Raw genomic sequence first — 20,880 nt, forward strand, 5'->3', positions numbered from 1 at the left:
GAAAACCGTAAAGGCAAGCGAAAATTAAGAAAGCTCCCGGTTACCCGGAAGCCATTTAACTCTATTTATCACACAGCAGATAGTTGTGGCAGGCGAGAAGACCTGCCTTAAAATCATCGCTTGCCAGCTCTGAGTCATAGGCGCAAACCGATAGGATTCTGCTATCGGACACGATGGCATCCGCTTCTTCTTCAGATGCCAGTAATTTGCTGCTTATTTCTTCTTCGTCCCGCCATTCTACATGAGCCCAGCTTCGTACTACAGCATTCTCTTCTGAATAATCGTCCAGTACCTTTGGAAGATAATCAAAGATTGAATTCACCCGGAAATCGCCTTTTGCATAATAAAAGTCATAGTTGTTTATGAAAACGACTTTCTGCAGGCGATGGTCATCTAATTTTTTGGAAAGTCTATGTTTAATCATTGAAGTCAATCGGTCATTTTCTATAATAACGGAATATTCATTCAGTTTAATTCCGGTGATGATATACTCTTCTACATGCGAGAGGTAAAGCTCCTGGTTCCTGAAAAAATATAGTACATGTCCTTTGGCAAGGCTTTGAAGCTCATTCACTTCGTTTACACGAGTACTTTTCAAATTTGCACCCCATTAAATTTTTGACATATTCCAATAAGCGTAACATAGTTTTGAACAAATTGATGCCTCCTGAAGCCAAGGATTTAGATTAAGTGCTATAGGACTAGGGGAAGAAAAGATCTCTCTGATTTTAAAAGTATGTCATTCACCTATTTCCATGCATAAGATATCCCGAATAGAAGTGAAGGGACTGAGAAATTATGTATGGATATCATATGTGTCCTTATCCAGTGGAGCGGCTTGCCGGAGTCAGGAGTCAGCCTTTGTTCGGGCACTATCCGCTGGAGGCAGGGTATGGAAGCAGCTTTTATTCCTTGCCCCATGGGGACTTTCGGGTGCCGCTAAAGGATTATGGCCCCAACCCGTTTGTCGTGAATATCAATGAAGCGACGAAACAGAACAAAAACTTTCGTACAGCTCTCTGGACAGGCAAGCACCTGCAGCTGACGCTGATGAGCCTGAAGCCCGGCGAGGACATTGGACTCGAGAGGCATAATAACCTCGACCAATTCCTCCGTATAGAAAAAGGCCAGGGTGTCGTCCAGATGGGGAAGAAGAAAAATAATCTGGATTTCAGGAGAAATGTGTACGATGATTCGGCCATATTCATTCCTGCAGGCACATGGCATAATCTTACGAACACCGGGAACAAACCGCTGAAGCTGTACTCGATCTATGCGCCTCCCAATCATCCATTTGGCACCGTCCATCAAACTAAAGCGGCTGCTGAGGCTGCAGAACAAAACCGCGGTTATCGCTCCAATTATGGAGGGTATCCTTATGGGTGGGGGTATTAGGCTATAAGATTAAAGAGGGCTGCCGGGCGGGGCAGCTTTCTTTTTGATAAAATTATGGTTAATTATGGTATTATACATATAAATTCTGCACAGGGGGACACAATGGCCAAAAACGTCACTTTTTCTTTTGATACAAAATACATCGATTCACGCACATGTGAAACTTTTACCTTTGAGGAGCTGGGAGTTGCCGAAAACCTGGATGAGGAAGCAGAGCGGAAGATTCTGGAGGACATTCTTCATGCTTGGATTTGGGACAAGCTGAACATTTCTTATAGCATTGTGTGGAATAAAGGTGAATAAAAGCAGAAAAAGACCCGCGGCTCCTGAATCAACAAGAGTACGGGTCTTATTTTTTACGTTGTATATGCTCTGCAGCACTCTTAGTACGGAGTACCCCCGTTAATATGCAGCACCTGCCCAGTTACATAAGAAGATTCATCAGATGCAAAGTATACATAGCCTGGCGCAAGTTCGCTCGGCTGTCCCGGGCGTCCCATTGGCGTCTTGAATTCTCCTTCGCTGCCAAAACCGTCTACCTCGTCTTTAGAAAAAGAAGCGGGGATGAGCGGTGTCCAGATCGGGCCTGGCGCCACGGCATTTACCCGGATTCCCTGTTCGACCAGAGATCCTGAAAGGGAACGTGTAAAGGCAAGGATGGCACCTTTCGTTGAAGAATAGTCAATCAGCTTCGGCGCGCCCTGGAAGGCTGTGATGGACGTGGTGTTGACGATAGAGCTGCCAGGCTTCATATGGTCAAGTGCAGCTTTTGTCAGATGGAACATGCTGAAGATATTGGTGCGGAATGTGCGCTCAAGCTGCTCTGCCGTGATGTCTTTAATGGATGGCTGGGTATGCTGCTCCCCGGCATTGTTGACGAGGATATCGAGCTTGCCGAATTCAGAAACCACTTTTTCCACGGCTTCCTGGCAAAAAGATTCTTCACCGATATCGCCGGCAATCAGCAGGCAGCGGCGGCCTTCCTGTTCCACATACTTTTTTGTTTCCTCCGCATCGTCATGCTCATCGAGATAGGAAATGGCTACATCAGCGCCTTCCTTCGCAAAAGCAACAGCGACAGCACGGCCGATCCCGCTGTCTCCGCCTGTGATCAACGCGGTTTTGCCTGACAGCCTTTCACCTTTTCCTGCAAGATTCTGCGTGAAGTCGGGGCGGGGCTCCATTTCATTTTCAAAGCCTGGCTGGCGTTCCTGCATTTGTCCGGGAATCTGTTTTGGCATGTCTTTATCCATTGATTAGTCAATCCTTTCTCACCATATAGTTGCTTTGTGATGTATATCACTTATAAGCCATATAGTTTTCTTACCCTTGAGGTTGGTTTTAAAACAGGATTTTGAATGCTGATCTCTCATGAGCCGGGCTCTCTTTATGCAAGCTTGTTTCTAAGGGGGGAAATCCTTATCGCAACAAAAAAATGATAAAAATCATTAAAAGTTTATTGAAAATCAATAAAAAATAATTTAAAATCAATATAACTTAACCTGTGAGGTGTATGAAATGAAAAGGGAAACACTCTTTTTGAAAATAGCCATCTTCCTTATCGGGGCTCCGATACTGGCATTATGTTTATTCGGACTGCCTTCTCTTGCAATCAATGCAAGCCAAAGCGGTTTGGAATGGCGGAATCTGCTGTATGGCATTTTGGCTGTTATGTATATATCGGCCGTTCCGTTTTTCGCTGCTTTGTTTCAGGCATTCAAGCTTTTAAATTATATCGACCATAACAACGCATTCTCAGAAATGGCTGTGAGGGCTTTGAGGACGATAAGAAATTGTGCCGCTGCGATTATGCTGCTGTATACAGCAGCTATGCCGCTCTTTTATTTTGCGGCAGAGATCGACGATGCCCCCGGCATCATCCTGATCGGATTGATCATCATTTTCGGTTCCGTTGTGATTGCTGTATTTGCCGCTGTCCTCCAAAAATTATTGAAGAATGCGATCGATATCAAGTCAGAAAATGATCTGACGGTCTGAGGTGAAAACATGGCAATTATCATTCGTATCGACGTGATGCTGGCGAAACGCAAAATGAGCGTGACAGAGCTGTCAGAAAGGGTCGGCATCACCATGGCCAATCTTTCCATATTGAAAAATGGAAAAGCAAAAGCAATCCGGCTGACGACTCTGGAAGCCATCTGCAAAGCGCTGGACTGCCAGCCGGGGGATATCCTGGAATACCAAAAGGACGATGAAGAGCCGGAACGGTGAATTAGTTCAAATTCTGTCCGGATAAGGGGAGGTTTCATATGAGCATAGCCATCCAGAATGATGTTAAGAAAAGAAAAGTAAGGATGCAGGTGATTGGAGGAGCACAGCAGCTCTGCCGTTTTGGCTGGGAGCAGGCGTTGTCCTGCCTTTTCCCTGTCGTTATCTTTGCTTCCTTGGCCCTGACGAAGATCATCCCGCTTCCGTTCCTGCCGCGGTATGACTGGCTGCTCCTCATCTGCCTTGTGATGCAATGGGTGATGCTGCGCTCAGGACTTGAAACGCGCGATGAATTAAAGGTTATCACACTTTTTCACCTGATCGGGCTTGCGCTTGAGCTGTTCAAGGTCCATATGGGCTCCTGGTCTTATCCGGAAGAAGGCTTCTTCAAGGTTGGAGGCGTACCGTTATACAGCGGATTCATGTATGCGAGCGTTGCCAGCTATCTTTGCCAGGCGTGGCGGAGGCTGAAGGTTGAACTGGTAGAGTGGCCGCCGTTTTGGCTGGTTGTCCCGCTGGCTGCTGCCATCTACCTGAACTTTTTCACACATCATTATTGGATTGACATCCGCTGGTGGCTCTCGGGGCTTGTAATCATAGTCTTTTGGCGTTCCTGGGTCATTTATGAGGTTGGAGGAATCAAGCACCGTATGCCGATTTCCCTATCATTCGTACTGATCGGATTTTTTATCTGGATAGCAGAAAATATCGCCACCTTTTTCGGGGCGTGGGAATATCCGAACCAGCAGGATGCCTGGAGCCTTGTCCACCTTGGCAAGGTAAGCTCCTGGCTGCTGCTGGTGATTGTCAGCTTCCTGATTGTTGCGACACTGAAGCTGGTCAAGGGGAAGTCCCATTAATTTCAAAAAGCCGTATCCTTGTTGCAGGGGGATGCGGCTTTGTTTAATACTAATCTGATTTTCGCTGCTGCAGGAATTCACTGATGTTGCGGACAAAGTCTTCCTTTGGATAAGTATGATATAAAGTGCTCGCAAGCCGGACCGGATCGCCGGAGAAATATCTTTCGTAATGGGTCTGCCTTGTGCCAAAGGGGCTCATCGTCAAATCCCAGGCCAAACGGAAGAGCTGGACCCGTTCCTTTGCATTCAAGCCTTCCGCTTGAAGATATTGATCAAGGTCAGCCCGGATGCCTGATTCAAAATCTTTTTCAGTCGGCAGTGAAGTCAGGCCGCTTGCGCCGATAACCTGGATAATCTCGCAAAAACGGGGATATAGTTCAGGGAAAAGATTACTGGCAATCTGGAGAGGGACAATGCTCGGGCGCATGCATCCAAACTCATCGGGAATTGCATCGTTTTCTGACTTCTCGAGCAGCGCTTTCATCGATTCAAGGCCTATGATGATTTCGGCCATCTTGGCTTGTATATGCTGATATTCACTGACATTGAGGCACTTTACAATAGATTCGGCAATGCCGAGGATGAATTCCGTTTTAACGATCTGCCTGATCAATGCCTGGTGATAGGCAAAGGAATGGAAGCTGCTCTTATTTTTGAACGCCAGCGCAGCCTCGACATTGTCATAGAGAAATACCCTTTCCCAAGGGACCAGGACATCATCAAACACGACGATAGCATCCATTTCATCGTAATGGGAGCTGAGGGGGTAATCAAAGGCAGAGCCATCGCCTGCAAAGGATTCCCTGCAGATGAATCGCAGCCCATCCGTGTTGGAGGGGATGGAAAAAGCAAATGCCTCCTCCGTATCAAACCTGCCGGGTGAGCTGAGCACCAGCAGTTCATCGGTCAATCCTCCCTGGGTCGCCAAAAGGCGGGCGCCCTTGATGACCAGGCCATTATGGTTCTTCTCCACTACCTTCGCCGAGATCGGGGTGTCAGAGCCCAAGTAGAAGGCAGAACGGTTGACCTGGGGGGTGATGAGCGTGTGCGTGAACGAGAGATCCTCATGGATGGCACGTTCATAAAGTGCCTGCACATGCCCGGGAAAACAGTTTTCCCTGCCCGCGAGGACAGAGGCAGAGGCAGCAAGGCTCATGACCGCCGTATTCATATAATCCGGGCTTCTGCCCATCATGCCGTGGGTGCTCATTGCCCAATGCTCAGTCATTTTTCTTCTCTTCAGCAAATCCTCTTTTGTTTGAGGCCTCAGGTATGACAGGCCTGCCAGCTCTGCGGTGCCAGGTATGCGAAATGTCAGCTCTTCCTGCAATGGCGGATCGCATTGCTTATCATAGAGAGAGGCCTTTGCCGTCACAATTCCTTTAAAAGCAGGATGCTCCGAAATTTTCCCCGCGACCCTTTCCCCGTCCAGCCAGACCTCATTTTCCATCAGATCCAATCGTTCAATGAATTCCTTCCCATTCCGAATTCCCATTGTCCCAATCCCCTTTACATATTTGGCCAACAGAACGTGCCTTTAAGCTATTATCACTGTATTGTCCGGCTTGGCTGTTCGTTCCAGGGGGAAAAGCCCTGTTTTTGAATGGGCTGCTGGTTTTCTTGTGGTCAATCGCGGATTTTGAAGCCCCAGCGCAAAAAAAAAGCCGGCGGCTCAAATCGAGCAGCTGGCTTAGCATTTTGCAGGACTAAACGTTGGCAGTCTATCCCTCGGGCTGCTGAAGCAAAGCCTCCGGTTCTCTCCGGGCAACTATTCATAGATAAGCAGAGAAGTCCTCTACTCCCGCATAAGGTTCACGATTCTTAATCTTCCGCTTCAAATCCTCGAGTGTATATTCCTGCCAATCTTCTAAATGAGCTTTATCCCATTTTCGGCGGAATAACTGATATAAGAAAATCTCCCTTAATTTTAAAAAAATCGGTATCTGGGCAATTGTGTCGGGATGGAGCTCTGTTTCGGACTGATATCCGCTAAAAACATGATGCATAAACCGGCGTGAGAAAGCTTCTGCCTCCCCGATGAACGAGTCCTGCTGCCAGTAGGCGTGGTAAAACAGCACGGCCAGATCCTGCGCAAACCAATTACAGGCGCATTCGTCAAAGTCGATTACCACGATTTCCCCATGTTCCCGAACGATAAAATTCCCTTGATGAAAGTCATTGTGGATGAGCCCAAAAGTGTCCAGAGACAGTTTATATGGCTGCAGGTCTTCCATCAGACGGTCATATTCCTTCTCTAGCCAGCCAGCAAGATCATCTTTGATGCCAAACACATCCGGATTCTCTTTCGTCCAAACAGGCCGCCTATTACCCTCAATCCTATATTCTTTTGATAAAGCGTGCATCCTCCCCAATATCCGGCCGAACTGTTCAAAATTCCTTTCGTTCCAATGGGTGGGATTGGTCACGTCAACAGGGTTCCCTTTGACATATTCGAAGTAAGCCTTTACCAGTCCGCCATCCAATTCAATTTCCTGGGCAGGTTTTGATAAAGGAATTCCGTTTCTGTGTAAGAAATCCATCCACTGAAGCTCCTGCCGTACTTCTTCTGCTGACTTGCCGTTAGCAGAAATCCTTATGATTCTATTATCGTTTTTATCGTAGAATACTTCATTGTGGAAACCGCCGCTGAGACGCTCATATCTCTCTTTCATACTAAAATCCCTCTCCCTGAGAACATGAATTTATTAGTAGTATAAGCTGATCTTAGGCAGAAGGAAATCGTTTCTGAATTAACTTGTAAAGTGCTGGGGCTTACAAAGATTACAAGCAGTATGATGAAAAAAATAAGATCCCCCTGGGCTGCAGGAGAATCTTATAAAGGATATATTAGTATATTTTATTTGCTGGCTTTAAACTGTCCTGCCAATGATTACAAACACTCCGACTCAACGATATGGATCAGGGCCTTCAGCATCTCAACTGATTGGTCCAGTGTAAGGGAATAATAACGCTGCGTACCCCGCTGTTCCATTGCAACAAGCTTCTGGTCCCGAAGGATTTTTAAATGATGGGAAATAGCCGGCCTGGATAAGGCAGACTGATCCGCTATTTCATTTACACTTAAGCTTTCATGATCGGCCAAGAGTAAAATGATATCCTGTCTTGCGGGATCGCTTAATGCCGTGAAAAGCGGTATGCATGAACGGAATACTTCAATTGCCTGCTGTCCCATCGAACAAACTCCTTTAGCCTTTTTCTCCCATAATTAAAGCTTATTTAAGCGTCTTTTGCAACATATTTAGCGATCTTGGCCGTCGCGCTTCTTGGAAGAAATTTTGCGGCATAGGCCCCAAGCTTATTCGAGGTGCCCGTAATGACCACACGCTTTCCAGCCATCAGGGCCCGGTATCCCTGCTGTGCAACCTCACTTGAATCCATGGCTCCGCTGAACATTTTGGTTTTTTCCACCTTTGCAACAGAGGCAAAATTGGTCTTAGTGGCACCCGGACATAAGGTGGTGACGGTGACATTTGTATCTGCCAGTTCTTCGGCCAGGGCTTCTGACAATGATAATACATAAGCTTTCGTCGCATAATAAACAGCCATTAAAGGGCCAGGCTGGAAGGCAGCAGTACTGGCAACATTCAGGATTCTGGCCTTATCCTTTTGACTCTTAAGGCCAGGCAGAAAATGATAGGTCAGCTCAGTAAGGGCGGTGACATTCAATTGGATCATTTCTGCCTGCTTCCGAATATCCAGCTCATGGAATGGCCCCATAAGCCCGAAGCCTGCATTATTCACTAACACATCAATGGATATTCCAGCCGCTGAGACTTCCTCATAAACCTCTTTTGCCGCGCCTGCTATACTCAAATCCTTACTGATGGTTAAAACCGAAAGATCTTGGAACTCTTTTTTAATTTCCTCCAGCTTTGCTTTATTCCTGGCCACCAATACCAAGTCATAACCGTCTGCAGCAAACAATTTTACAAAGTCATATCCTAAGCCACTGGTTGCGCCTGTAATTAAAACAGATTTTTTCATCATTAAAACCTCCATCTTTTATATAAATGTTTAAAAGTTTAAGTGTTTAAGTGTTTAAACGTATAATATGACGAAGGGAAACTTCTTGCAAGTATTTTATTGTGGAAGAATCTTAAATGACAGAAGAGGGATGAAGCCCAGCAATGGAGAATCTATCCGTAAGAGCTATTTCAGCGCTTCATGAATAGAGGGAAAAGATGAATACCGATAAAAGAAACCGGCTGGAAGAGACCCCCTTCAGTTATCGTATCAATAAAGAGAATACAGTTTCTCTGGAGTATTTCGGAAAGCAAGTGAAGATTCTCAAAGGAAAAGAGGCTGAGAGGTTTTTAAAAAGAATGGATTCAGCTTTAAACGAAAAGGAAACACAATTAATCATGGCGAAGGCAACTGGCAATTTCAAGAGAGGAAATGAAAAGCAGGCCTTGGAGCAAAGGGGAAAGGAATAGGCCCAAAGGATGCCAGGCAGGGAAACTAAAACCCTCTGCACCACAGAAATCAAACCAGAGGGTGCTAGTCAGAGAAACTAAGACCCTCTGAATCATAAAAACCAAATCAGAGGGTGTTAATCAGAGAAACTAAGACCCTCTGAGTCACAAAAATGCAATCAGAGGGTTCTAGTCAGAGGAACTAAGACCCTCTGAATCGCAAAATTGCAACCAGAGGGTGTTAGTCAGATAAACTAAGACCCTCTGAATCACAAAAATGCAATCAGAGGGTTCTAGTCAGAGGAACTAAGACCCTCTGAATTGCAAAAACCAAACCAGAGGGTGTTAGTCAGAGAAACTAAGACCCTCTGAATCACAAAAGTGCAAACAGAGGGTGCTAGTCAGAGGAACTAAGATCCTCTGAATCGCAAAAGTGCAACCAGAGGGTGCTAGTCAGAGAAACTAAAACCCCCTGAATCACAAAAATGCAACCAGAGGGTGCCAGAGCAGCCGCCATTGGAAGACTCTGATGATGCCTAATATGAAGGGTTTCCTTTTTCAGAAACGAATCCTGTTATTATCGTAAAAATAAGGAGACAGAAGGAGAACGCTAGTGGATAAAATAAAAGAACTGCACATACCAAAGGATGCCAGGATAATCGTCACTTCGGATATCCACGGAGAAATTGGCCTTTTCAAGGAGCTTTTGGAAAAGGTTGATTTTAACAGTGAGGATTACCTCATTATCAACGGCGATATTTGTGAAAAGGGCAGGAACAGCAAGGAGACTGTGAAATACATAATGGAGCTTGCATCGCTCAATCCCCGGGTGCAGGTGATTGAAGGAAATTGCGAGGCTCTGGTTGGGGAGCTGCTTGCAGAAAATCCATTGCTTATCAGTTATTTACTGACAAGGCGCTATTGCCTTTTCAATGAATGGCTGGCAGACGCGGGGTTCCCGCTGAATGAACAGACAAGCATCAGTGAGGTAAAAGAAGTCTTGATAGAGCATTTTTCAGAGGAAATCGAGTGGCTGTCCAGCCTGCCGACAGCTATCGAAACAGAAGATTATATCTTCGTCCACGCAGGGCTGGAGAATTTGGGAAATTGGAGGGAGACAGACAGGGATAAGGCTATTTCGATTCCTTCTTTTCTGGAAAAATCCCATCAGGCAGAGAAGTTTGTAGTCGTCGGCCATTGGCCTGTTGTGAATTATTCTAAAGATATTCCGAGTGATAATCCAATCATTGATCGGGAGAAAAAAATAATCAGCATCGATGGCGGGAACAGGGTGAAGGATAAAGGGCAATTGAACGCCTTCATCATCCAGAGGAATGCTGGTGAGGATATGTTCTCCCATGCCTATGTGGACGGAATCCCTGCTTGCCGGGCCGTTAAGGATTTCTCTGAAACCTTTGATATGAAGGGGGCCATACTTTACCCTGATTATGATATCGTTCCTTTTGAAGAAGATGAGCATTTTACCTTATGCAGGCAGCCGGGTAAGGACGAGCTGCTTTATGTGAAAAATGAATACATCTTGCAAGAAGAGAATGGCAGGTACAAGGTGAAATCTGATGTTTCCTGCTCTCTTATAGCCGTGAGTAAAGGGGATGCTGTGTCTGTTCTGGATGACAGCTGCTCAGGCTTTGCACTGATCAAAAAGGACGGGATGACCGGCTGGATAAGGAAAGAAATTCTGCCTGCTGCTGTGCTTGCAAATTAAAGGATCTGGGCATTCTTATAGCAGTCTAAATAATAGGAGGACACTACATGAATAAATTCAGTCTGTTCGGCAGGTTTACAGTAAAAGAAGGGGAACGTGATCATATGGTCAGTATCCTTCTTGAAGCAGCGGAATCCATGAAGGAACTGAATGAATGCGAAATCTATCTTGTCCATACAACAGAAGCTGAGCCGGATGCTGTCTATGTTTACGAGTTGTGGAGCGATGAGGCTGCCCATCAAAACTCTTTGTCCCTTGAATCAACCCAGACCTTAATCAAGCGCGCCAAGCCTATCATTACCGGGATGGAGCGGATCAGCACCATGGAAGCCAGGGGAGGAAAGGGTATCTCCGGCTCTTAATATTGAACAGGGGAAAATCAGCTGCCAGTCTCTGGCGGCTTTTCTTTTTTCAGGAGGGTGAGAAACTCAAATCATTCGGTTGACTTTCCAGCGGTTTCGGTGTTTAATATGACTAACGAACGTTAGGAAGGGGATTTAACTGTGGCTGTTGAGCTGACCAGTGAAAGAATCAAAATGACTGCTCTGAAGCATTTTGCCCAGTTCGGCTATGAAGGGGCCTCGATGGCGAATATTGCAGAAGAAGTCGGTATCAGGAAGCAGTCTATTTATACACACTTCAAAGGAAAAGATGAGCTGCTGCTGGAAGTGCTGGATGATGTGCTGGAGGAAGAACTGAGGTTTTTGGATGACTATGCAGAAACCCATAAGGAGAGCCAGCTTGAGGACTTCCTTTATGATTTTCTTTTACAATACCGTGACCGCTATGGAAACGATGACTTTACGAAGTTTTTATTAAGGATGCTCTTTTTTCAGCCTGCCCATCTTTCAAAAGAGGCGGAGGAATTCGGCCGGAAATATGTCGATCATCTCGAAGAAATGCTTATCCTCGCTGCCAGTAAGGGAGAAGAGGACGGACGGATTGACAGCGAGGTGGGGGCGAGGCCGGCCGCAGTGGCGTATACGGGTGTGCTGGATGGTTTGTTTTTCGAGCTGTTGACAGGAGATGCATCAAGGGTCCAGGAGAAGCTTGATTTTTCCTGGCGTGTCTATTGGAGAGGGGTATCCAGTAAGCGCAGCAGGACATGATACTTACAGGAGGAAAAGGTATGAAAAGAAATAATATTGCTTTGGCCATTCTGCTTATGAATCTGCTGATTGCCTTTTTAGGAATCGGCCTAGTGATTCCTGTTACACCTGCCATTATGAATGAATTGAATATATCGGGTACGGTTGTCGGCTATATGATTGCTGCCTTCGCGGGCGCCCAGCTGATTGTGTCGCCTATAGCGGGAAGATGGGCAGACCAGTTCGGCAGGAAGAGGATGATTGTGATTGGCCTGTTCATTTTCAGCGCCTCTGAGCTCTTGTTCGGCCTGGGGCAGTCTGTTATGCCTCTATTTGTCTCCCGCATCCTTGGAGGCGTGAGTGCGGCGTTCATCATGCCTGCTGTTACGGCGTTTATTGCTGACATTACAACGATTAAATCCAGGCCAAAAGCGCTTGGCTATATGTCCGCGGCCATCTCGACAGGATTCATTATCGGGCCTGCCATCGGCGGATTTTTGGCTGAAGTTGACACAAGGCTTCCGTTCTTTTTTGCCGCGGCATTTGCCCTTGGTGCGGCTGTATTATCGCTGATGACGCTGAAAGAGCCGGAGCGGAATCCGGAAAATGAGGAAGCGGAGGAAGCCGGGACACAGAAAGCCGGCTTAAAGAGGATCTTCGCACCAATCTATTTCATCCCGTTTGTGATCATTCTGATCTCTGCCTTTGGCCTGGCGTCCTTTGAGTCGCTGTTCTCATTATTTGCCGATCGCAAGTTCGGATTTTCGCCGAAAGATATCGCTATTATGATTACAGGGGGAGCCATTCTTGGTGCCATCGTCCAGATTGTCTTCTTTAGCAAGCTCACGATTTGGCTCGGGGAAATCCGGCTCATCCGCTATTGCCTGATCTTTTCGGCTGTGCTGGTATTTTTGATGACGACGGTGAACTCTTATGCAGCGATTCTGATGGTTACAATGACGGTTTTCGTCGGCTTTGATTTGATAAGGCCTGCCGCCACCACTTATCTTTCGAAGATAGCAGGGAATGAGCAGGGGTTTGTCGGAGGCATGAACTCAATGTTTACAAGCATAGGCAATGTTTTGGGACCGATCATCGGCGGGATGCTTTTTGATGTGGATTTTGACTATCCCTTTTATTTTGCAGCCGTTATGATTGTCCTTTCGATTGGCCTTTCATTCTTATGGGCGGAACCAGGGAAAAGGAAGAAAAAAGTGGCGGGGAAGTTGTCTGCCGGGTGATAAAGGGAGCTGATTGGTTTAATGCCAGTCAGTTTTTTTCTTGCTGCTGCGGTAACCGTAGAAAATATATAAAAAAGCCGCTCTGCTGCAATAGCAGAGCGGCTTTCATTTTAGTTGCGGATCAGGTAATCAAACGCACCGAGGGAAGCGGTCGCGCCGGATCCCATGGAAATGATGATTTGCTTATAGGCGCTGTCTGTGCAGTCGCCGGCCGCAAATACACCAGGGACATTGGTCGCGCCGTGCTTGTCCACGATGATTTCGCCGAAGCGTGTACGCTCGATTGAATCGCCGAGCCAGTCTGTGTTTGGCACAAGACCGATTTGAACGAAGACACCCTGAAGCTCAACATGATGCTCTTCTCCTGTCTCACGGTCAATATAGGAAATGCCGTTCACTTTATCAGTACCTGTGATTTCCTTTGTCTGAACGTTCTTCAGGACAGTTACGTTAGGCAGGCTGTACAGGCGGTCCTGGAGGACAGCATCGGCCTTCAGCTCAGGCATGAATTCAAGGACAGTTACGTGCTTGACAATGCCGGCCAGGTCGATTGCCGCTTCAATTCCGGAGTTTCCGCCGCCGATAACGGCAACATCCTTACCTTCAAAGAGCGGGCCGTCACAGTGAGGGCAGTATGCCACACCTTTGTTCTTGAACTCAGCTTCACCAGGGACGTTGACATTGCGCCAGCGGGCACCTGTTGAAAGGATGACGCTCTTGCTCTTCAGCACAGCGCCATTTTCAAGTTCAAGTTCGATCAGGTCTTTCTTTTCCAGGCTCTTCGCGCGCTGAAGGTTCATAACATCAATGCCGTACTCTTTCACATGCTCCTCAAGGCTTGCAACAAGCTTAGGGCCTTCCGTATGCTTGACACTGATGAAGTTCTCGATGCCAAGAGTATCCATAACCTGGCCGCCGAAACGCTCGGCTACAATGCCGGTGCGGATGCCTTTACGTGCCGCATAGATTGCCGCACTCGCGCCGGCAGGGCCGCCGCCGACAACAAGGACATCGTAAGGGTCTTTATCAGACAGCTCGGATGCATCCGGGCCGCTGCCCATTTTGCCAAGAATTTCTTCAAGGCTCATGCGGCCGCTGCCGAATGATTCGCCGTTCAGGAAGACTGTCGGAACAGCCATGATGTCTCTGCTTTCGACTTCTTCCTTGAAAGCGGCGCCGTCAATCATCGTATGCGTGATGTTTGGATTGAGAACGCTCATCAGATTGAGTGCCTGTACCACATCAGGGCAGTTATGGCAGCTCAGGCTGATATATGATTCAAAGCGATATTCGCCTTTGATGTTTTTAATCTGGTCAATAACCTTCTGGTCGGCTTTAGGTGCCCTTCCGCTGACCTGCAGCAAAGCAAGCACCAGTGAAGTGAATTCATGTCCTAGAGGGATACCGGCAAAAGTTACTCCTGTATCTTCACCGATCCGATTCACACTAAAGCTTGGTGTCCTATGCAATTCTGCTTTTTCCACCTTAATGCTGGATGACATGGAGGCCAATTCGTCTACCAGTGCCAGCATATCGCGGGAGACGTCGTCAGAGCCTGCGCTGACCTTGAGCAGGACCTCGCCTTCCATTAATTGAAGATATTGAGCTAACTGTGCTTTTATATCTGCATCTAGTACCATTTGAATTTCTCTCCTTAGATTTTTCCTACAAGGTCAAGGCTTGGCTTAAGTGTTTCTCCGCCTTCCTGCCATTTAGCAGGGCAAACTTCACCTGGATTGTTGCGTACATATTGGGCTGCTTTGATTTTGTTGACGATTGTGCTTGCGTCACGGCCGATGCCGCCTGCATTGATTTCAACTGTCTGGATGATGCCGTCTGGATCGATGATGAAAGTACCGCGGTCTGCAAGGCCTTCCTCTTCGTCAAGAACATCGAAGTTGCGAGTAATCTTTTGTGATGGGTCACCGATCATAACGTACTCGATCTTGCTGATTGCTTCTGAGTGGTCATGCCAAGCTTTATGTGTAAAGTGAGTGTCTGTTGAAACAGAGTACACTTCAACTCCAAGATCTTTCAAAGTTGCATATTCGTTCTGAAGGTCTTCAAGCTCAGTTGGGCATACGAAAGTGAAATCTGCAGGGTAGAAGCAGACTACGCTCCACTTTCCTTTGAAGTTTTCTTCTGTTACATCGATGAAATCACCGTTAAAGTAAGCTTTTGCTGAGAATGGCAGTACTTCTTTTCCAATTAAAGACATTTGAATTCCTCCTAAGTATTTTTTTTAGAAAATAATAGCATGCCCACAGGACGTCACTATTACTTATCTATAATTATTATAATCAGATATAAATTATTATATATTAGGGTGTGGTTTGTCAAGGGATAGGCACAAGCAAATCTGTTTTAAAATAGCTTCCTCCCTAGTGGGATCCTGATTGGGACTAATTTAATTTCTTTTGTCCCGGACAGCAGGCGATTTTCAATTAATCATATTTACCTTATTAAAGTTGATAATTTGGGCCGGGGGGTCAGGTCCCTTGGCACGGAAGCGAGGCAGCTGATTCTTAAAGGGCAGACCGGACAATTTTCTGAAGACAGAATCGCTTTCCTCCGCTATTCTATTAAAGGATAGGGGGTAATGGGAAGTGGAAGTATTGCTTCACGGAATCATACTCGCCTTCGGCCTGATTCTGCCGCTTGGCGTTCAGAATGTGTTTATCTTTAATCAGGGTGCTCTGCATAAAAGGTTTACCGGTGCGCTGCCGGCAGTGGTGACGGCGGGGATATGCGATACCATTTTGATTTCGCTCGCGGTTGCGGGGGTGTCTATTGTTGTTTTAAGCTTTGACTGGCTGCGGATGCTGCTGTTTGCAGCAGGAGCCGTCTTTCTTGCTTATATGGGCTGGCAGATGTGGAAAAGCAGGCCGGAGCCCGCAGCAGGAGAAGGGCAGGGCAGCTTCACGGCAAAGCGCCAGATTGCCTTCGCCGCTTCTGTCTCCTTGCTGAATCCTCATGCCATTATGGACACGATTGGTGTGATTGGTACAAGCTCCCTGGCATATGAAGGCTATGAGAAAGTGCTGTTCTCCGCCGGATGCATCGGCGTCTCCTGGATCTGGTTCCTGGGCCTGGCTTTCGGAGGCAGGAAGCTCGGCCAAATCGACAAAAACGGCAAAGTCCTTGGCTTGATGAACAAAATCTCGGCCCTCATCATCTGGGCCATGGCAATCTACATGGTCGGGCAATTGATTTGAGCCAGGGGGTCTGTCCCCCTGGCTCTCTTTTAAGCCAAGGGGACAGACCCCCTGGCTCGCTTATAGCGCATCCTTCACGACTTTTTTGGAGTACAGGACAGATAGTATGCCAAAGATGGAGTAGAGGATGGTGTATAGGATCATGACGCTGATCATGGGTGTCCATACTTCGGCTCCGAACATGAACCAGCCGGATTGGACGGCGAAGTAGCTGTGTACAAGGCCGATCGCAAGCGGGATCCCGAAGCTGAACAGCTGCTTGGCCTGAAGGCCCTTCATGAGATCTCCTGTTGTGAAGCCCAGCTTGCGGAGAATCGTGAAGTTCGGCTTTTCGTCCTCGCTTTCGCCCATCTGCTTGAAATAGAGGATACAGCCGGATGTGACGAGGAAGGAAAGCCCAAGGAAGCCCACAATAAACATGATGAGCCCCATATTGCTCTTTTGGCTGATCATGACATCAAGCTGTGAATCGTTCTCTCCGCTTTCGCCTAGCTGGAGCGCATGGAAGGCTTCATTGGCGTCATTTAGGCGTTCCGGATCTTTTATATCAATGCCGATATATACATTATTTTCAGCCTGCAGTCCGGGATCCTTCTCCGCCTTCAGCTGCTCAAAAACAGCGTCATCTACAATGGCAGTCTGGAGGCCGCCTCTTGTATAGTAAAGCGGAATCAAATAATCCTTTTCCAGGCCAATGTAATTGAGCGGAATTTCTTTTTCCTTGGTATGAAGCTTAACCTTTCCGGAATCCTTCAAGGGCATGAACCTTTGAAGAACGTCGCTGTAGCCTGTAAAAATGGCCTCATTTTCATCAAGGTCTTTTCTCCCGGCCGAGCTTTCACTGATGACCGGCAAGTCCATCTTATCGGTATCGAAATTCATTTCCTCCAGCTTTTTCCCTTGAATGTCTTTGACATCAATAGAGGCTGTAACTACTTCAATCCGTTTTTCCCTGTAATCGATGTTTTTTGAATCCAGCACCTGCCTGAACCGCACCGCGCTATCTTCGACCGTGAAGGAAAAATCATTTGGCACATTATCCCGCGCCATCTTTTCAGCCGAATAATAGGAGATATAGCTGAGTGAAAGCAATCCGATCGCCAGGGCGGAAACCGTAGTGATGATTGTAAGCAGCAGCGCATTCGATTTCATCCGGAACATGATGGACGAAAGGGAGAGCACTTCTTTTACATTCAAATATCCGTCCTTTTTCTTGCGAATCAGATAGATGATGAAGCTGACTGAGCCTTTATAGAAGAAATAGGTCCCGAGAATGACAGCTCCTAAAATGAAGATCATCGCCCCGAACAGTTCCGGCATCGATGTGAAATCTCCTTCGAACAGTATGCCTGACACATAATAGCCGGCCGCAATCAGGATGATGCCGAGAATGCCGATGATGATATTAAAAAAAGACATTTTCCGGATCTTTTCTTCAGCGGATGACTGGACCCTGAAGAGCGACAGGATGCTCTGTCCTTTAATGAACAGATAGTTTACCAGCATAATGAGCAGGTAGATGGCCGTAAAGATGATAAGGGTCTGCACGAGAGCCTTATTGGAAAAATAGAGCTCAGCCACCTCATCAACACCAGTGATTTTGAACAGAATCATCATCATCAGCTTGGAAACCAGGAAACCGGCCATCATGCCGATGAGGAGTGAGCCGTAGTAGAGCATGAAATTCTCTGCGGTCAGGATACGGAAAATCCGGCTTTTTGTCATGCCGATCAGCTGGAATAAGCCTATCTCCCGGCTGCGCCTTTTCGTAAACAGGCTGTTTGCATAAACAAGAAAGACTGCCACAATGGCCACAAGAAGTACAGAGGCCGCTTTCATCCCGGCCCCGCCCTTGATGGAGCCCTCAATCTCATCCATCGCCGGGTCATACTGCAGGGTGACAAACGCAAAATACAAGGCTGCGCTGAAGATAAGCGCGAAGATATACAGATAATAATTCTTCACATTCTTCTTCAGGTTCTTCCAAATCAGCTGGTTAACGCTCATCCTGCACACCGCCCAGCACAGCCTGCGTCTTCATAATATCCTTGAAGAAAGCCTGCCTTGTCTGCTCTCCTTTATTCAGCTGCGTGTAGATCTGCCCGTCTTTGATGAAAATCACGCGGCTGCAGTAGCTCGCCGCGGCGGGATCATGGGTAACCATGACGATTGTCGCCCTGCGGCTTTCATTCAATCCGCCAAGCTTGTTCAGAAGATCTGCGGCGGCCTTTGAATCGAGCGCCCCCGTCGGCTCGTCGGCGAAAATAATGCTGGGCTCATGAATAAAAGCCCGTGCTGCCGATGTCCGCTGCTTCTGTCCGCCGGAGATTTCATTCGGGTATTTATCTTTCAGGTCCATGATGCCAAGCTCTTCTGCGATGGTGTGGAAGCGCTGGTCCGCCTCCTTTTTTGCTACCTTCGAAATGGACAGCGGAAGGAGAATATTTTCCTTTACCGTCAGTGTGTCCAGAAGGTTATAATCCTGAAAAATAAAGCCAAGGTGGTTTTTCCTGAACTCGGCCAGTTTTTTTTCCTTCATGACTGTCATTTCCTTATCTTCAATCCGGATCGTTCCGCCGGTTGCTTTATCGATCGATGATAATACATTCAGCAAGGTTGTTTTTCCCGAGCCGGAGGCCCCCATGATGCCGACGAACTCGCCTTCGTGAATCGCCAGGTCAATGCCCTTCAGCACCTCCTGCCGGTTCAGCTTCGTGCCGTAGCTTTTATGGAGCTTGATTGCTTCTAGAATCGCCATATAAGCTTCCTCCTCTAATCTTGATAGTCTTATTATAAAAAGAACCCTGATGGAAATCCTTGCAGCAGACGAACAAAAAGGAAAAGCATGTGACAATCTTGTCACATGCTGATCACTTGGGAAAAATCATTTCTCTTTGGAAAGGAAAGGGTAAAAGCCGTGCCTTCTCTAAGAGCGGATTGCACCTCTATTTCAATGAGAAGCGGAACGGCCGCTTTTTTTGTGAGATACAGCCCCATCCCTGTAGCAGCATGGTCTTCATGCTTGAATGTAGAGGTAAAGCCTTTATCAAAAATACGGGGCAGGTCCCTTGGGTCGATTCCCCGTCCAAAATCGCGGATTTCAAGCTTTGTCTGCCCCTGCTGTTTCCAGCTCTTGATCTTAATGTCTCCTGCATCGCTGTATTTGATGCTGTTCGTCAGGATCTGCCTGATGATAAAAGCCAGCCATTTGCCGTCTGTCAGCACCTCTGTCTCCTCAAGGCTGATATCAAAGCCGATCCCTTTCTGGATGCACCAGGCTTTCATCGTCAGCAGCTCATGGTGGATGACTTCCTCCAGATCAATCTTCTGTATGTACAGGTCATTCTCAATAAACGGGATCCGCTTCTGGTGAAGCTGCTGGTCGAGAAGCAGATGGATTCGGAGCCATTCATAGGTAAGGTTCGATTTGAGCGGTCCGTCTTCCATCCTTTCAATCATCAGGTGCAAAGCGGTCAGAGGTGTTTTAACCTCATGGATCCAGGCAAGCATCTGGTCCTTTTCTGTCTCCAGGGCAAGGTGGAGATCCTGGGCCTCTTTTTTCAAAAGGGCGGACTGCTCATACATGGCTTCTTCCACAACCTTTTCAAACGGGCTGGAGGAGGCGGGGAGACTGCCTGGATCCAGGTCCCCTAACCGTTCCTCCAGGTTTTTATAAAAGCGAGCCTCCCGCTGATAGCGGACTGCCAGGAATATCAGAAACGAAATGAAAGACAGTCCCGCAAAGTACAGAATGCTATCGAAGGGAATGGCAGAATCGACGAATGAGATGAACAGCAGCAAAGCGTGGGCGAACAGGAAGAACAGAGTCCAGCTAAGCCGCTCCCGCAGAAAACGGCGTATCATGTGCTCTGCTCCTCCACTGCCATATAGCCCATTCCAACCTTTGTTTCAATAAAGCTGCCCAGCCCGATTTCCTCAAGCCTTTTGCGCAGGCGATTGATGTTAACCGTCAGGGTATTGTCGCTGATGAAGCGCTTATCATCCCACAGGCTGCTAATCAGCTGGTCACGCGTCACAATCTTGTTCTTCTGCTCAACCAGCTGCTTTAGAATGAACATTTCATTCTTGGTCAGCTCCACTCGCCCGGTTTCATTTTCCACGATTCCCCGTTCAAAGTCGATTGCAGCACCGCACCATGTCTTCAGCTTCACTTCATCCGTGCTGTAGCTGTAAACGCGGCGCAGGATCGCCTGGATCTTGGCAATGAGCACCTCAAAATGAAACGGCTTCTGCACAAAATCATCTGCACCCAGCTGCATCGACATCACCATATCTGTCGGATGGTCCCGAGACGACAAAAAGATGATCGGCACATTCGAACCCGACCGGATCATCCGGCACCAATGAAAGCCATCAAAGCGGGGCAGCTGAATATCAATGACTACCAAATCGGGCCTAATCTCCGCAAACTCCTCCATCACCAGGCTGAAATCCTTAATCCCATGCACCTCATACGACCACTGTCCCAGCCGCTCCTCCATCTCCTGAAAAAGAGACCGGTCATCCTCAACCAGCAAAATCTTAAACACACCCATCACCACACGTTTCTAATCAATTACCTCAAGTGTAAGGAAATAATGGAAAATGGGCAAGTGGGCCAGGGTGCCTGTCCCCTTGGCTCAAGTAGGCCAGGGGGACAGACCCCGTGGCTCGTGAGTGGGCCGGAGGTGCC

At 47.3% G+C, this 20,880-nt stretch carries 23 protein-coding genes; 11 read left to right on the top strand and 12 right to left on the bottom strand.

Annotated elements, in window-relative coordinates; all coding sequences use genetic code 11:
- Window positions 1-61: 61 nt before the first annotated feature.
- Window positions 62-598: an MEDS domain-containing protein gene (locus ABU165_RS05080; RefSeq protein ID WP_094767947.1), complete on the bottom strand. Its 537-nt coding sequence runs from the start codon at window positions 596-598 to the stop codon at window positions 62-64.
- 200 nt (window positions 599-798) lie between these two features.
- Between ABU165_RS05080 and ABU165_RS05085 the strand changes: the two genes are divergently transcribed.
- Together ABU165_RS05085 and ABU165_RS05090 are read left to right on the top strand one after the other, a co-directional pair.
- On the top strand, window positions 799-1,395 hold the full coding sequence (locus ABU165_RS05085; protein WP_009794444.1) for a cupin domain-containing protein: 597 nt from the start codon (window positions 799-801) through the stop codon (window positions 1,393-1,395).
- A 102-nt stretch (window positions 1,396-1,497) separates the two neighbouring features.
- On the top strand, window positions 1,498-1,698 hold the full coding sequence (locus tag ABU165_RS05090; RefSeq protein WP_318059697.1) for a hypothetical protein: 201 nt from the start codon (window positions 1,498-1,500) through the stop codon (window positions 1,696-1,698).
- An 80-nt stretch (window positions 1,699-1,778) separates the two neighbouring features.
- Here the strand turns inward: ABU165_RS05090 and ABU165_RS05095 are convergent, their stop codons facing one another.
- Window positions 1,779-2,648 carry an SDR family oxidoreductase gene (locus tag ABU165_RS05095; RefSeq protein ID WP_009794442.1) on the bottom strand — a complete coding sequence of 290 codons (870 nt, stop codon included), beginning with the start codon at window positions 2,646-2,648 and terminating at the stop codon, window positions 1,779-1,781.
- 265 nt (window positions 2,649-2,913) lie between these two features.
- On the opposite strand from ABU165_RS05095, the gene ABU165_RS05100 reads away from it, so the two are divergent.
- From ABU165_RS05100 to ABU165_RS05110, 3 genes are all read left to right on the top strand, one after another.
- Entirely contained in the window at window positions 2,914-3,393 is a 480-nt protein-coding gene (locus ABU165_RS05100; protein WP_148949930.1) for a DUF2975 domain-containing protein, read from the top strand.
- 9 nt (window positions 3,394-3,402) lie between these two features.
- Complete coding sequence (locus ABU165_RS05105) at window positions 3,403-3,627, top strand: helix-turn-helix domain-containing protein (RefSeq protein WP_009794440.1); 225 nt, start codon at window positions 3,403-3,405, stop codon at window positions 3,625-3,627.
- A gap of 83 nt (window positions 3,628-3,710) precedes the next feature.
- A complete protein-coding gene (locus ABU165_RS05110) occupies window positions 3,711-4,484 on the top strand; it encodes a DUF817 domain-containing protein (protein WP_101549646.1) in 774 nt (257 codons plus the stop codon).
- Between the two features lie 49 nt (window positions 4,485-4,533).
- On the opposite strand, the gene hpaB is transcribed toward ABU165_RS05110, so the two are convergent.
- The 4 genes from hpaB to ABU165_RS05130 all read right to left on the bottom strand — a co-directional run bounded on the left by hpaB (window position 4,534) and on the right by ABU165_RS05130 (window position 8,489).
- On the bottom strand, window positions 4,534-5,979 hold the full coding sequence (gene hpaB, locus ABU165_RS05115; RefSeq protein WP_224948737.1) for a 4-hydroxyphenylacetate 3-monooxygenase, oxygenase component: 1,446 nt from the start codon (window positions 5,977-5,979) through the stop codon (window positions 4,534-4,536).
- 277 nt (window positions 5,980-6,256) lie between these two features.
- Window positions 6,257-7,156 (bottom strand): phosphotransferase enzyme family protein, encoded by a 900-nt coding sequence (locus ABU165_RS05120; RefSeq protein WP_318059698.1) that lies wholly within the window; start codon window positions 7,154-7,156, stop codon window positions 6,257-6,259.
- 218 nt (window positions 7,157-7,374) lie between these two features.
- Window positions 7,375-7,677 (bottom strand): ArsR/SmtB family transcription factor, encoded by a 303-nt coding sequence (locus ABU165_RS05125; RefSeq protein ID WP_094767952.1) that lies wholly within the window; start codon window positions 7,675-7,677, stop codon window positions 7,375-7,377.
- A 44-nt stretch (window positions 7,678-7,721) separates the two neighbouring features.
- Window positions 7,722-8,489: an SDR family NAD(P)-dependent oxidoreductase gene (locus ABU165_RS05130; RefSeq protein ID WP_353762578.1), complete on the bottom strand. Its 768-nt coding sequence runs from the start codon at window positions 8,487-8,489 to the stop codon at window positions 7,722-7,724.
- 197 nt (window positions 8,490-8,686) lie between these two features.
- Between ABU165_RS05130 and ABU165_RS05135 the strand changes: the two genes are divergently transcribed.
- From ABU165_RS05135 to ABU165_RS05155, 5 genes are all read left to right on the top strand, one after another.
- Window positions 8,687-8,938 (top strand): hypothetical protein, encoded by a 252-nt coding sequence (locus tag ABU165_RS05135; RefSeq protein WP_318059700.1) that lies wholly within the window; start codon window positions 8,687-8,689, stop codon window positions 8,936-8,938.
- Between the two features lie 592 nt (window positions 8,939-9,530).
- Window positions 9,531-10,643: a metallophosphoesterase gene (locus ABU165_RS05140; protein ID WP_318059701.1), complete on the top strand. Its 1,113-nt coding sequence runs from the start codon at window positions 9,531-9,533 to the stop codon at window positions 10,641-10,643.
- 47 nt (window positions 10,644-10,690) lie between these two features.
- The gene (locus ABU165_RS05145) at window positions 10,691-11,005 is read left to right on the top strand and encodes a putative quinol monooxygenase (RefSeq protein WP_318059702.1); all 315 of its coding nucleotides are present in this window, start codon (window positions 10,691-10,693) and stop codon (window positions 11,003-11,005) included.
- 141 nt (window positions 11,006-11,146) lie between these two features.
- Window positions 11,147-11,752 (top strand): TetR/AcrR family transcriptional regulator, encoded by a 606-nt coding sequence (locus ABU165_RS05150; RefSeq protein WP_318059703.1) that lies wholly within the window; start codon window positions 11,147-11,149, stop codon window positions 11,750-11,752.
- A gap of 20 nt (window positions 11,753-11,772) precedes the next feature.
- Window positions 11,773-12,972, top strand: coding sequence for an MFS transporter (locus tag ABU165_RS05155; RefSeq protein WP_318059704.1), 1,200 nt, complete (start codon window positions 11,773-11,775; stop codon window positions 12,970-12,972).
- Between the two features lie 110 nt (window positions 12,973-13,082).
- Here ABU165_RS05155 and ahpF read toward each other — a convergent pair whose 3' ends face one another.
- Window positions 13,083-14,612: an alkyl hydroperoxide reductase subunit F gene (gene ahpF, locus ABU165_RS05160; protein ID WP_101548780.1), complete on the bottom strand. Its 1,530-nt coding sequence runs from the start codon at window positions 14,610-14,612 to the stop codon at window positions 13,083-13,085.
- Window positions 14,613-14,626: 14 nt separating this feature from the next.
- Window positions 14,627-15,190: an alkyl hydroperoxide reductase subunit C gene (ahpC, locus tag ABU165_RS05165; protein ID WP_009794427.1), complete on the bottom strand. Its 564-nt coding sequence runs from the start codon at window positions 15,188-15,190 to the stop codon at window positions 14,627-14,629.
- Between the two features lie 388 nt (window positions 15,191-15,578).
- Here ahpC and ABU165_RS05170 point away from each other — a divergent pair, with 388 nt between their 5' ends.
- A complete protein-coding gene (locus tag ABU165_RS05170; protein ID WP_148949926.1) occupies window positions 15,579-16,187 on the top strand; it encodes a LysE/ArgO family amino acid transporter in 609 nt (202 codons plus the stop codon).
- A 60-nt stretch (window positions 16,188-16,247) separates the two neighbouring features.
- On the opposite strand, the gene ABU165_RS05175 is transcribed toward ABU165_RS05170, so the two are convergent.
- From ABU165_RS05175 to ABU165_RS05190, 4 genes are all read right to left on the bottom strand, one after another.
- The gene (locus ABU165_RS05175) at window positions 16,248-18,194 is read right to left on the bottom strand and encodes an ABC transporter permease (protein WP_318059705.1); all 1,947 of its coding nucleotides are present in this window, start codon (window positions 18,192-18,194) and stop codon (window positions 16,248-16,250) included.
- On the bottom strand, window positions 18,184-18,945 hold the full coding sequence (locus tag ABU165_RS05180; protein ID WP_318059706.1) for an ABC transporter ATP-binding protein: 762 nt from the start codon (window positions 18,943-18,945) through the stop codon (window positions 18,184-18,186). Before ABU165_RS05180 ends, ABU165_RS05175 begins: the two co-directional genes overlap by 11 nt.
- Before the next feature lie 101 nt (window positions 18,946-19,046).
- Window positions 19,047-20,051: a sensor histidine kinase gene (locus ABU165_RS05185; RefSeq protein WP_318059707.1), complete on the bottom strand. Its 1,005-nt coding sequence runs from the start codon at window positions 20,049-20,051 to the stop codon at window positions 19,047-19,049.
- Entirely contained in the window at window positions 20,048-20,737 is a 690-nt protein-coding gene (locus ABU165_RS05190; RefSeq protein WP_094767962.1) for a response regulator transcription factor, read from the bottom strand. The genes ABU165_RS05185 and ABU165_RS05190 overlap by 4 nt, the downstream gene beginning before the upstream one ends.
- Window positions 20,738-20,880 lie beyond the last annotated feature (143 nt).

Source organism: Cytobacillus sp. T106, from assembly GCF_040492155.1.
Taxonomy (GTDB): domain Bacteria; phylum Bacillota; class Bacilli; order Bacillales; family Cytobacillaceae; genus Bacillus_AB; species Bacillus_AB infantis.